Raw genomic sequence first — 13,277 nt, 5'->3', positions numbered from 1 at the left:
TTGTACAATTATGAGCTTTAGGGTTTTATTTATCTCTGCTTACGAGAAATACGCACTGTTTTTCCAAAATACCAAAGAGAATGCCTTGGTAAGAGAATAAGTCTGCACTTTTATTTAATTAAAGAGGCATTGTGGCTTCTTTTGCCCATTTTTTTTCTTCTGTACTAAGATAAGGTGCATTCACTTTATAAACGTGCGCATGATAGTCATTAAGCCATTGTCGCTCTTGAGTTGTCAAAAGCTCTGGTAGGATTAGCCGTCGATCAATAGGGCAATTTGTGAGTGTTTCAAATGATAGCATGTCTATATCGCCAGAAGTAATTTTTTGTGCGGGTTTTACGATCATCAAATTTTCAATACGAATGCCAAAAGCTCCTTCACGGTAATATCCTGGTTCATTAGAAATAATCATTCCGGGAATAAGTTCTTGACTTCCGTAACGTGAAAGATTTTGTGGTCCTTCATGAACAGAGAGATAAGAGCCAACTCCATGGCCAGTACCATGTGCATAATCAAAACCGGCCTTCCATAAAGAGATACGTGCTAGAACATCAATATCTTGCCCGCGTGTACCTTTTGGAAATCGTGCGGTTGAAAGAGCAATCATACCTTTAAGAACAAGAGTAAAACAGCGTTTTTCTTCTTCTCCAATAAGGCCGATTGCTATTGTGCGCGTGACATCTGTTGTGCCGTTGCGATATTGTCCACCTGAATCAACAAGATAAAGCTCACCGGCATTGAGTGGTTTGTTTGTTTCAGTCGTTACACGATAATGAACAATTGCACCATTTGCACCTGCTGCTGAAATCGTATCAAAAGAAAGGTCTTCGAGTTTTGTTCCCATTTTTTGTGCTGTTATTATACGAAATTCTTCTAATTTTTGAGCAGCAGAAATTTCACTAATTGTGCCTGGTGTTTGTTTATCCAACCAAGCAAAAAAGCGGGTAAGTGATACACCATCGCACAAATGAGCTTTACGTGCACCGTCTAATTCTGTGCTATTTTTAATAGCACGTGGCAAGGCAGCTGGGTCAGTAAGCGTAATGAAAGAATTATTTTCATCTTCAATAATAGTACGCAATTTTTCGCATGTTCGCAGTGGATCTAAAGCAAAAACCATTCCTTTTTGAACATGATCTTTGATCTTTGGAGTGAGTTTTTCTGGTTCATATATTTTTACATATTGTTTCAGATAATTTTTCTGTTCTAAACTGAGTTTTTTGCTATCAATAAATAAGGACGGTGTTTCTTTGGTTGAAATGAGAGCAAAACAAAGGGCAAAGGGTGTGTTGGAGACATCATTACCCCGTATATTGAATGTCCATGCAATAGAAGCAGGATCTGTGAGAATAAAAGCATTCGCTCCGGCTTGCTGTATGTTTTCATAAATTAATGCTAATTTTTCGTCGGTTTTACATCCTGCATATTCAAGAGGATGAATCGATAAAGCAGCTTGCGGTAATTGTGGTTGGTCTTGCCAAATAAGATCAATAGGATTGGCTTTGGTTGCTATAAGCTTTCCTCCTGCTTTAGATTCTAATGCTTTTCTCAATGTGGCGGTAGCAGCAATAGTATGAAGCCATGGGTCAAAGCCAATGGAGAGCTTATGCCCATTTTCTTCTAACCATTGTGAGGGTGAGCAGGTCATCAGGTCTTCATAATCAAAAATCTGAGGATCAGTTTGTTGGCGGACTTGGAGTGTATAACGCCCGTCTGTGAATATAATAGCTTTATTTTTTAGAATTAATGCCATACCAGCTGATCCAGTAAAACCAGTTAGCCAGCTAAGGCGCTGTGCATGCGGTGGAATATACTCTCCTTGATGTTCATCTGTTCTTGGTACAAGAAAACCATCTAGCCCTATACGTTCGAGTTCTTGACGAAGGGCAAAAATACGCTCTGCAGCATGGATTGGATTTGTTATAACCTCAAAAGATTGATACACGCGATGTCCTTTTTTATTTGAGATGTAAAGTAACCCATCCTTGGCGGTGGTATGTTTCAATATGTTGTAAGCCTTGTTTTACATAAGCTTTTAGAACATGGTCGTGCTGTTCTTCAAGGATACCTGATAATATGATAGATCCATTTTTTTGCAAAGCTTGGGCCATTTCTTGTGCAAGTTCAATAAGAGGACCGGCGAGGATATTAGCAACAATGAGGTCAAAGGGTGCATGTGATGCAATTGTATCGTGATTAAAGCCCGTTGCTGTAATAGTTGTGATATATCTTTTAACACCATTGAGTTTAATATTGTGTTGTGCAATTTGAACGGCAATTGGATCGCTATCAGATGCAAGTATAGAAATGGGTTTAAGCATTGCCATACCAATAGCTAATACGCCACTCCCTGTGCCAAGATCGAGAGCATTTTGCGGATTTTCAGTTTGCATAATTTTGGTGATCATTTCTAAACAGCCAGATGTTGTTTCATGATGACCTGTACCAAAAGCTTGATTGGCTTCAATTTCAATTGGCAAAACATTAGGTGGGATATTTTTTCGGTCATGACTTCCATAAAGAAAGAAAGGACCTGCATATACAGGTTTTAGCCCTTTAAGACTTTGTTGGACCCAGTCAATATCAGGTAAAATTTCTATATTAATTTTATTAGGGTTTAGAGCAAGAATATCTGCAAAGCGTTTATACGCACTGTCTTGGTTTTCTTTGTCAACATAAAGTGACAGTTCATAAATAGCGTTTTTTTCATCTATTTCTACCAAAGCAAGAGGATATCCTTCTTCCTCAAAGGCTTCTTCCATAAGAGTATAAAACTGCTCTGCCTCGTCTTTGAGGGCTGTACAGGATAGACGAATTTGTTGAAGCATATTTTTCTTATTAAACGTTTTTTAATTTAGTTTGAGATGAGCTTTTTAAGCCGTTTAATAGCAATATCATCTTTTAATTGATTTTCATTTTCTTCCACGTTGTAAGGAATAATACCAGCTAGTTTTCCACCTTTTTTAAGTAAGAAAATTGCAGCTGTATGATCGTAAGTATAGTTACCATTTGTTCCAGGCACTTTTTCTGCAACAATGTTGAAAGAGGATACCATTTTATGGACTTTTTCAGGATCTCCACTTATACCAATAATATTGTTGGTAAAATTGCTTAAATAATCACGTAGTACTTCTGGTGTATCACGTTCAGGATCAACAGTTACAAACCATATACCTAATTTATCAGCGTTAGGGCCAATTTCTGTAAGCCACCGATCAAGATCTGTCAGTGTAGTAGGGCAACTTTCAGGGCACATGGTGAAACCAAAAAAAATTGCTGAAGGTTTACTTCTAATATCAGCTTCAGTAACAGTTTGGCCATTGGAATCGATAAGTATAAAATCATCACCTAATGGCTTATTTTTCCACGCGTCATAAGTAAAAACGCCAGCGAGAAATATGATTGTTAACCCAAAGATGTATATTACATTTTTCATAGCTTAACCTCTTTGAATTTTATAGCTTAATTTTAAAGCATCAGAAATGCTATAATGCTGACAGATTAGTTTTGCAATCTTTGTTTCAACATTACGAAGCGTGATTTGTGCTGTAAGTTTCATAAAAGAATATAGATCACAAAATTATCATATCGCAAATGAGCAATAATGCACAATGAAGTGTTGCATTTTCTATGTGAGGGGTAATTTTACTATCTAGAAATCAGCATGCCGTGTTATTGTTTTGTAATGCCAAAACAACTGATACAGGATGAATGAATTTTAAAAAAATTTTTAGAAGCTGTAAAAACCATTCTGATATTAAACGGTAATAAAATTGCGTAAAGTTCAGTTATTTGGAAATAAGCGTGCTAATGTTTTTGTGTGTTAAGCTTTAGTTACAAAGTCATCGAGAACACGTTTTTCACCGGCTTTATCAAACAAAATAGTTAATTTATTACCACCTATTGCTGAAATATGACCATAACCAAATTTGATATGAAAAACGCGATCATTAATTGAAAAAGCTGATGGTGTATCAGACGCGGATTGAGGAGTGACTTTTTTTTCAATATTTTTTTTCTGATGAAATTGAATAGGACTAAAATCTAAATCACTATTTCCATAACCAGTTTTCTTAATATAACCGGACGACTGTGAGCTCCAATTATTATGTCTTGCTTCTGTTTGATTTTTGTGTGCACTCTTCCAACCTAGTTTTGAGTACTGACCGTAACCACCATAAGATGTTTCATTTTCTAGCACTTCTATATGTTCTCTTGGCAATTCATCTAGAAAACGGGAGGGAAGGGTAGATTGCCAAAGACCATGAATTCGTCGATTAGAGACAAACCATATATGCAGATTTTGTTGTGCTCTTGTTAGACCTACATAAGCAAGCCTGCGTTCTTCTTCTAGTCCTGCACGGCCACCTTCATCTAGAGAGCGTTGATTGGGAAAGAGTCCTTCTTCCCAGCCAGGAAGGAAAACTGTTTTAAATTCAAGCCCCTTAGCTGAATGAAGGGTCATAATATTAACTGCATCCATATTTTCGTTATGCTCAACATCCATAACTAATGAAACATGTTCTAAAAAACTGTGAAGATTTTCAAATTGTTCCATAGAACGAATCATTTCTTTAAGGTTTTCTAAGCGTGTTGGTGCTTCTGGCGAACGATCTTCTTGCCACATTTCCATGTAACCTGAATCATTAAGGATCATTTCAGTAAGCTCTGTAAGTGGTGTGCGAGGTGATAGGTTTTGCCAGCGATGAAAGTCTTCAATAATGTTGCGTAAAGCATTTCGTGCTTTAGGTTTTAGTTCATCCGTTTCGATTATTTCAATAGCAGCAGAAAAGAGAGGAATAGCGCGTGCACGTGCATTATTATGAAGGTGGCGTAGTGTTGTCTCTCCTAAGCCACGTTTGGGTGTATTGATAATACGTTCAAAGGCTAAATCATCAGAAGGTTGAGCAACAACACGCAAGTAAGCCAAAGCATCACGTATTTCCATTCGTTCATAAAAACGCGGACCACCAACGACACGATAGTTAAGACCAAGTGTTATAAAACGTTCTTCAAATGCGCGCATTTGAAATGATGCTCGCACTAATATAGCCATGTCATTTAAAAAATGCCCAGATTGTTGTGCTTGTTCAATTTCTTTCGCGATGGCACGTGCTTCTTCTTCTGAATCCCATGCAGCATGGATTTTTACTTTTTTTTCTTCGTTATTTATTTTATCTGAGAAAAGCGTTTTTCCAAGTCTTCCCTGATTGTGAGAAATAAAATGAGAGGCTGTTTTAAGAATATGCGATGTAGAACGATAGTTGCGTTCTAAACGGATGATTTTTGCAGGAGGAAAGTCTTTTTCAAAGCGCAGTATATTATCAACTTTAGCACCACGCCATCCGTAAATAGATTGATCATCGTCACCAACACAGCAAAGATTGACCTGCTGTCTTGTAGATTGTTGCGCCAAAAGACGAAGCCAAAGATATTGCGCTGTATTTGTGTCTTGATATTCATCTACAAGAATATAACGAAATTTAGCATGATATTCATGAAGAATATCTGGGTTATGTTGGAAGATGTTAATAGAATGGAGTAAGAGGTCACCAAAGTCACAAGCATTGAGGCTTTTTAGCCGATCCTGATAACTGTGATAGAGTTCACGCCCCATACCTTTAGCAAAAGAGTAGGAATCACTTTCTGGAATATGATCTGGTGAAAGCCCCTGGTTTTTCCAAGCATCTATCATTGTTGTCAGACTACGTGCCGACCAACGCTTGTCGTCTAAACCTGCAGCTTGAATGAGCTGTTTTAAAAGACGAACAACGTCATCAGTGTCAAGAATGGTGAAATTGCTTTTTAAGTCGATAAGCTCTGCATGGCGGCGTAAAATTTTTGCACCAATGGAATGAAATGTTCCAAGCCACGGCATACCTTCAATAGTTTCACCAACAAGTTCAGCAATACGGATTTTCATTTCACGCGCTGCTTTATTTGTAAAAGTAATTGCTAATATTTGCTTAGGGTGGGCAAGACCAAGGTGCAAAATATGAAAAATGCGTGTAGTAAGAACACGTGTTTTTCCTGTACCAGCCCCGGCAAGAACTAACAGAGGCCCTTCTGTGTTTATAACAGCTTCTCGTTGCTCTGGGTTAAGTTTTTCCAAATATTCGGGCTCGTATTGTGCTTTTTCTTTTGCTACTATAACGTCGGGAGTTAATTCAGAATTATTTTCAAGCTTATGGGGGAGCTCTTCATCTTCAAAAAATGGTACGTGATTAGGAAAGTCATTCATTATATTTTTTATGTATTATTTTTTTGATTGAAACGCTAGTTTTAAAATTCTTCTCGGGGAAAATCTCAACATTTTCAGGTGAATGAGTTTATAAAAATAACAGAAAAGCAACAAAAGCAGTATTAAAACTATTAGGTGAGAGATTATAAAGTATTGTAAACACATAAAAAACTGAAATATTAATTTTTTTCAGTCTTTTATTTTCAATATCAAAAGTCATTAAATATAAAAATTATTTTTTTCGAACTGTTTGTTATCTCCAAAATGGTTATTCTAAAAATCTACTTGTAAAAGGCTTATCAATATAAGCGAATAGTTTTGATCAAACATTTATTTTCATTTTTTCTTATTCATTGTTAGATAGACGATTTGGATCAAGAAATTTTTGAGCTTTTAAAAGTTCTTTTTTATCAAAAAGTTTCTCAAGTTTTGTTCGCCCAAAACGATAACGATTTTCCTCTGCATGAGTAGTTTGCTCAATACGTTTCTGCTGTTTTCGAAATTGGCGAAGGTTAATCACTTTAGTCATGGACAGGCTCATTTATTTTTTCGAAAGGAGTCTAAAGAAACAACATCAGCACTTTGTTTGGTATCATTGTTTGAAGGTTCTTTATCCATTTTGAGATTCTGTGTTTTTATGAGCTCATTGTCTGTTTTTTGTTTGTTTAAAGAAATATCGGGTGTATGTGGAGTATTTTCTAGATTTTCGTTTTCTTCAGAGGTGGAATTAGTGGGCAAATCAAAAGCCGCTTCAAATGCTGCTATAGGGTCATAAAAAACTTGAATGGAGGCAAAAGGAATAATTAATTTTTCAGTAATTGCTCCAAAGGATAAAGTGACTTCAAAAGCAGTTTCTGATACGTTCAAATCTCTAAATTGATGTTGTAATACGATTGTCATTTGATCAGGATAACGACTTTTGAGCCGAGAAGAGATTTTTACTGCTGGTGCCTTTGTTGAAAAGGTAATAAAAAAGTGATGATTACCTGGAAGACCTGCTTTAGCGACTTCGAGCAAAACTTTGCGGATAACTCCACGGAGCGCATCCTGAACGAGAATATCGTAACGGATTTGATCTTGAACCATTGAAGTTTATTCCTTTTAATTTATGCAGTTATTGAAGTGCAAATAACATAGTGCAATGAAACGTTTTTTAAAGCTGGTAATATTTTTCTACCACATATTTCATAACAATTCGTATATCTTGTTGGTCAAAATAAATACTTATAAAAGTGAAGGCTTCTGTTGCCAGGTGCCTCCGAACCCCGCTTAAACCTGCGACGGTTTAAGGCTTAATTTGAAGCCTTCGCACTGCTTTAAGCAGCGAGACGTGCTTCCGCATAGTTGTCGTTTGCAACTACTAATTTAGTCCGATGACGGTGGTACAATGCCGAGTAAAAGAGCAATCTTTACACCCTTGTCGATCCTATTTCGCCCCCACCAAAGTATAAGCTTTGTTGATTATATTTTGGTGGAGGCGCCGGGTACCGCCCCCGGGTCCAATGAGTTTATTTCATTGTCCATTTATTACCATAGCTGGAAAACCAGCACTTTAAATATAGATGAAGAACAGTCTTTGGGAAAGGGGGAATTGTTAATATTTTAAATCTTTTCATTATTGATAGGTTTCAAGATTTTATAATGTGATTGTTCATTCTTAGTTTTATGTATGAAATGACACATAATTTAGTAGGGTAATTTATATAAAACGATTTTGATAAGGTAAGCTAAAAAATGGCTTAGATATCGCTTAGCTTTGCCTATAGGAATTAAATTCAGCCGTTTTTGCTGGATCAAAAAAAGTATGAAGTGAATTTAAAACTTATTAGATGGTAAAAACAAAGCACTGAAACGGCTATTCCAAAGGTGGTGGTATGATATTGGGAAATTGTGAAAAATTATACAGCTTTTTATTGTAGTTACTAGAAAAGCAAATGCATTTGATAAAATTTGAGATTTTAGCGTCAAACTATAAACTATTTTATACAATCAAAAAAGCCCGAAAAAACCGGGCTTTTTAAATCGATCTTTCTAAAAAATGAAAAGCTTAATGGATTTAGTCTTTTTGAAGATATCCATTTTTTCGAGGATCTGGCATCAAAACAATTGCGATGAATGCAATTATCATCATACCGGTTATATAAAAATAGAAGACAGATCCATATCCAATATCTTTTAATCCAAGTGCTACAGATTCAGCAGAACCACCAAATAGCGCGTTAGCAATGGCGTAAGATAAACCGACCCCTATTGCACGAACAGAAGAGGGGAACATGTCTGCCTTTATAATACCAGAAATGGATGTGTAGAAGCTTAGAATGCATAGCATTCCAATAATAATTGATAAGGCAATCCACATATTGTTGGTATTACCAATTATTTTAAGTCCGGGAATGGTGAAGATGACAGATAAAAGACTCCACATAAGGAGTGAAGCTTTTGTCCCAATTTTGTCAGCTAAAGCACCAAATGCTGGCTGGAATAACATAAAAACGAAAAGAGCTATCGTCATTATAGTTGTAGCTGTGTGTTTGTCAAACCCGCTAGTAGTGATCAAATACTTTTGCATATACGTTGTATAGGTATAAAATGTGAGCGATCCTCCAGCTGTAAAACCAATAACCAACAAGAAAGCTTTTCGATGGTTGCGCAGAAGTTCCATAAGGCTACCTGCTTGTTTTTTAGAACGACTTTCTTCAGTGGTTGTCTCGTGGAGAGTACGACGTAAAAAAATCGCAACAATCGCTGCTAGTCCACCAATGGCGAATGGAATACGCCAACCCCACGCTTTTAACTGATCTTCTGTAAGATAAAATGCTAGAATAAATATAACAAGGCTTGCTAAAAGCTGACCACCAATCAGTGTAGTATATTGAAAAGAACTAAAGAATCCCCGGTGATTTTTAAGAGCAACTTCACTCATATAAGTTGCTGTCGTACCGTATTCACCGCCAACAGAGAGTCCTTGAAGCATACGAAGTAAGAGAAGAAGAACTGCTGCTGTTACTCCGATGGTTTCGTAGGTGGGAAGTATGGCAATTAAAAATGAACCTCCGCACATCATAAAAACAGAAATAAGCATTGAACGTTTGCGGCCATAACGGTCAGCGATATAACCAAAAAGCCATCCACCGATTGGACGCATAAGAAAACCAATGAAAAAGACCGCGGCAGCTTTTAAGAGTTGGGCAACAACATCACCATCTGAGGGAAAGAATTGCGACGCAAAATAAATAGAAGCAAAGGAGTAAACATAAAAATCATACCATTCTACTAGATTACCTGATGCACTAGATACAATAGACATGATACGCTTTTTTGTATCATGTGCTGCTAAAGTTACATTATTTTCCATATTATCCCTCTTGAGTTCATATTGGCTTGTTTCCTTCTACAGTATTTTACCTTTTGCGTCATCAAAATTTAAATCGCATAATAATAATTTTTTGTGAAAGGTGCTTTTTGGTTTATTTGAATTGTGTTTTTATGAATTTTGAAATTTCAATTTCCTGTAATAAGTAGAATCAGCCATAATACCTTTATGAAAGTTTACCTTGATCTTTTATACCATGTTTTAAGTAACGGTGTTGATCGTTCAGATAGGACAGGTGTGGGAACGCGATCAATTTTTGGATATCAGATGCGATTTAATTTGCAAGCAGGATTTCCACTTTTAACAACAAAGAAGTTACATTTACGTTCAATTATTTATGAACTTTTGTGGTTTCTTAAAGGCGACACAAATATTGCGTGGCTAAAGGAACATGGCGTATCTATTTGGGATGAGTGGGCTGATAAAGATGGAAATCTTGGTCCTGTTTATGGTTTTCAATGGCGCTCTTGGCCTGCACCTGATGGACGTTATATTGATCAAATAAGCAATCTTTTAGATATGATTAACACAAATCCTGATTCGCGCCGTTTGATTGTATCAGCGTGGAATCCCGCATTGATAGAGGAAATGGCTTTACCACCTTGCCATTGTTTATTCCAATTTTATGTTTCTGATGGCAAATTGTCATGTCAACTTTATCAGCGTTCGGCAGATATTTTTTTGGGAGTCCCATTCAACATTGCTTCTTATGCGTTATTAACGATGATGATTGCTCAAGTTACGGGTTTGAAAGTTGGGGATTTTATTCACACTCTTGGTGATGCTCACCTTTATGCTAACCATTTTGAACAGGCAAAACAACAATTATCTCGTATACCAGGTGCTTTACCTGTGATGTGTATAAATCCAGAAGTAACAGATCTTTTTTCTTTTAAATTTGAGGATTTTAACTTGCTTAATTATGAAGCTCAGCCTCACATCAAGGCGCCGGTGGCAGTATGAAGATTCCAATTTATTTAATTGCGGCTGTTGCTCAAAATGGTGTTATCGGTTGTGAAGGCACAATGCCTTGGCGTTTATCAACAGATTTGCAGCGTTTTAAGGCTTTAACTTTAGGTAAGCCCATTATTATGGGGCGCAAAACTTGGGATTCTCTTGGACGCCCCTTACCAGGACGCACAAATATTGTAATTACGCGCAATCGTACTTTTACAGCTGAAGGTGCTGTTATCGCTCATTCTTTGTCTCAAGCTTGTGATATGGCACAAGAAGTGGCCATTCAAAATGGTGCAGATGCAGTTTTTATTATTGGGGGTGGTGAAATTTTTCAACAAGGATTAATGATTGCTCATAAAATATTCTTAACAGAAATTTTTGCATCTATTGAAGGTGATAGTTTTTTTCCCATTTTTGATAAAGAAAAGTGGACTATTATTGAAACACAATATATTCCACAAGGAGATAAAGACAATTATCCGACGCGTTTTGTAATTTATGAACGGCAGTAGCCATTTAAATGAAAGAATTTATCGATTGATTGTAAACAGGTTAGAGACCTTCTATAAGGTCAATGGTTAAGTTTTGAAAATGGTTGGTTGTGATTCATAACACTAATTAAAGAGGTAATGATGCCCTGGACAAATCAAAATGGCAGTGGCCCATGGAGCGGCGATAGAAATAAACTTGGTGGTGATAAAAAATTACCGCCTAAGAATCCTTTTGGTTCTGGTGGCAATAACGGCGGTGGTAATAGCTCTAATCTTGATGATATTCTGCGTAAAGGGCAGCATCAGCTTAAGCAGTTTGGTGAGAGTGGTATTTTTATTGTATTATTTTTGCTTGCTGTTCTTTTTTGGCTATTCCAGTCTGTTTATATTGTGCAGCAAAATGAACAAGCAGTAGAGTTGCGCTTTGGTGTTCCTAAAGCAGGTATTGTTGGTGATGGTTTGCATTTTCATTTTTGGCCAATTGAAACCTATATGAAAGTGCCTCTAACGGAAAAAACAATCGCAATTGGTAGTCAATCTAATCAGGCACAACAAAGCGAAGGTTTGATGCTTTCAAGCGATCAGAATATTGTTAATGTAAATTTTTCTGTATATTACCGGATTTCAAATCCTAGCCAATTTTTATTTAATGTGAGTGATCAAGAAGGAACAGTACGTCAGGTTGCTGAGAGTGCAATGCGCGAAGTGATTGGTTCACGACCTGTTGATGATGTTTTACGCAATAAGAAAGAAGAAGTGGCTGATGATGTCAAAAAGATTATTCAATTGACTGCAAATAAATATCAACTTGGTGTTGAAATAAATCGTGTATCAATTAGTGAGGCTGCTCCTCCTACTAAAGTTGCTGCTGCGTTTAACTCTGTTCAACAAGCAGAGCAGGAACGTGGGCGGATGATTGAGGAGGGTAATCGTGTGCGTTTTACTAAGATTGGTTTAGCTAATGGTGAAGCTTCACGCACACGAGAAATTGCAAAAGGTGAAAAAGCACGGATGATTGAAGAAGCAACGGGGCGTGCTCAACATTTTCAGGCTATAGCTCGTGAGGCTGCAATTGCGCCTGAGGCTGTTCGCTACCGTTTTTATATGGAAACAATGGGGCGTATTCTTTCTTCACCTAATAAATTAGTTTTGAATCAAACAGATTCTTCAGCAATACCTTATTTACCACTGAATGAATTGTTGCGTAATTCATCAGAAAAAACAGCAACAACATCAACACATTCCTCATTATTATTGGGGCCTAGTGTTTCTGGAGGGCGTTAATTATGCAGCAATCTCGTTTCTTTTTTATTTTGGGTGTTATAGTATTTGCTCTTGTTACTTTATGGGCATCTATTTTTATTGTTTATCCTCGTCAGCAGATGGCGATTAAGCGTTTTGGACAGATCGTAAAAGTAGAATCTGATCCTGGTATTTATTTTAAGGTCCCTTTTTTGGATCAGACAGTTATTATTGATAACCGACTATTGCGTTATGATTTGCCTACACAATCTGTGCAAGTGCGTGGTGGTGCCTATTATGAAGTGGATGCATTCTTTATTTATTGCATTACGGACCCTAAATTGTTCTTGCAACGCATTGCATCGGGTCGGCCACACATTGCTGCGCGTGAAAATCTTGCACCACGTTTTATTGATGCTTTGCGCGCTGTTTACGGTAAACGAGAATTCAAAGCTGCTTTATCGGACGAACGTGGAGCAATGATGGCTGAGGTACAACGACAATTTTCTGTAGATGCAGGTTCGTTGGGTATTACCATTGTTGATGTGCGTATTCGTAAAACCGATTTAACTGATGCTGTTTCTGAAGATGTATATCGGCAAATGGCTGCTGAACGTGAGGCAGCTGCAGAAAATATTCGTGCTCGTGGTCAACAAGAAAGAGATCGTATTGTGGCAGAAGCTAACCGTGAATATGAAGAAATTGTAGCAGCAGCAAAACGTGATGCTGAAATTACACGTGGTGAGGGGCAGGCTGAAAGTATTCGTCTTTTATTAAATGCTAGAAAAACCAATCCATCGTTTTACGATTTTTGGTTGGCGATGGAGCAGTATAAGAATTTGGAGCAAACTTCGATGGTGATTTCACCAAAAGAGGATTTCTTTTTCTATTTCCGCAATTTACCGCAGACAAAATCGAATGTTAACACTAATGGTTGATGTGGGATAATAAAATTGATATTAAAATGAAGGAA

11 protein-coding genes and 1 other RNA gene are annotated in these 13,277 nt (G+C 37.1%); 4 read left to right on the top strand and 8 right to left on the bottom strand.

Annotated elements, in window-relative coordinates:
- Positions 1 to 118: 118 nt before the first annotated feature.
- The 8 genes from BWD121_RS04485 to BWD121_RS04450 form a co-directional block, all read right to left on the bottom strand.
- Positions 119 to 1,945, bottom strand: a complete 1,827-nt coding sequence (locus BWD121_RS04485; protein WP_078663548.1) for an aminopeptidase P family protein — start codon at positions 1,943 to 1,945, stop codon at positions 119 to 121.
- Positions 1,946 to 1,958: 13 nt separating this feature from the next.
- Entirely contained in the window at positions 1,959 to 2,828 is an 870-nt protein-coding gene (locus BWD121_RS04480) for a 50S ribosomal protein L11 methyltransferase (RefSeq protein WP_078663547.1), read from the bottom strand.
- 26 nt (positions 2,829 to 2,854) lie between these two features.
- Positions 2,855 to 3,436, bottom strand: coding sequence for an SCO family protein (locus BWD121_RS04475; protein ID WP_078663546.1), 582 nt, complete (start codon positions 3,434 to 3,436; stop codon positions 2,855 to 2,857).
- A gap of 387 nt (positions 3,437 to 3,823) precedes the next feature.
- Positions 3,824 to 6,241, bottom strand: a complete 2,418-nt coding sequence (locus BWD121_RS04470) for a UvrD-helicase domain-containing protein (protein WP_078663545.1) — start codon at positions 6,239 to 6,241, stop codon at positions 3,824 to 3,826.
- Positions 6,242 to 6,587: 346 nt separating this feature from the next.
- A complete protein-coding gene (locus BWD121_RS04465; RefSeq protein WP_078663544.1) occupies positions 6,588 to 6,770 on the bottom strand; it encodes a DUF4169 family protein in 183 nt (60 codons plus the stop codon).
- Positions 6,771 to 6,778: 8 nt separating this feature from the next.
- A complete protein-coding gene (locus BWD121_RS04460) occupies positions 6,779 to 7,327 on the bottom strand; it encodes a ClpXP protease specificity-enhancing factor SspB (RefSeq protein WP_078663543.1) in 549 nt (182 codons plus the stop codon).
- A 145-nt stretch (positions 7,328 to 7,472) separates the two neighbouring features.
- Positions 7,473 to 7,829, bottom strand: a transfer-messenger RNA (tmRNA) gene (gene ssrA, locus BWD121_RS04455).
- 468 nt (positions 7,830 to 8,297) lie between these two features.
- Positions 8,298 to 9,596 (bottom strand): MFS family transporter, encoded by a 1,299-nt coding sequence (locus BWD121_RS04450; RefSeq protein ID WP_078663542.1) that lies wholly within the window; start codon positions 9,594 to 9,596, stop codon positions 8,298 to 8,300.
- A 186-nt stretch (positions 9,597 to 9,782) separates the two neighbouring features.
- On the opposite strand from BWD121_RS04450, the gene BWD121_RS04445 reads away from it, so the two are divergent.
- The 4 genes from BWD121_RS04445 to BWD121_RS04430 all read left to right on the top strand — a co-directional run bounded on the left by BWD121_RS04445 (position 9,783) and on the right by BWD121_RS04430 (position 13,242).
- On the top strand, positions 9,783 to 10,577 hold the full coding sequence (locus BWD121_RS04445; RefSeq protein WP_078663541.1) for a thymidylate synthase: 795 nt from the start codon (positions 9,783 to 9,785) through the stop codon (positions 10,575 to 10,577).
- Entirely contained in the window at positions 10,574 to 11,083 is a 510-nt protein-coding gene (locus BWD121_RS04440; protein WP_078663540.1) for a dihydrofolate reductase, read from the top strand. Before BWD121_RS04445 ends, BWD121_RS04440 begins: the two co-directional genes overlap by 4 nt.
- Positions 11,084 to 11,203: 120 nt before the next feature.
- Positions 11,204 to 12,346 carry an FtsH protease activity modulator HflK gene (gene hflK / locus BWD121_RS04435; RefSeq protein WP_078663539.1) on the top strand — a complete coding sequence of 381 codons (1,143 nt, stop codon included), beginning with the start codon at positions 11,204 to 11,206 and terminating at the stop codon, positions 12,344 to 12,346.
- Between the two features lie 2 nt (positions 12,347 to 12,348).
- Complete coding sequence (locus BWD121_RS04430) at positions 12,349 to 13,242, top strand: protease modulator HflC (protein WP_078663538.1); 894 nt, start codon at positions 12,349 to 12,351, stop codon at positions 13,240 to 13,242.
- Positions 13,243 to 13,277: the final 35 nt, after the last annotated feature.

The sequence above is a fragment of the Bartonella sp. WD12.1 genome, assembly GCF_002022415.1.
Lineage (GTDB): Bacteria > Pseudomonadota > Alphaproteobacteria > Rhizobiales > Rhizobiaceae > Bartonella.
The sequence above is the reverse complement of the archived record's forward strand: the minus strand, read 5'-3'. Positions and strand labels throughout refer to the sequence as shown.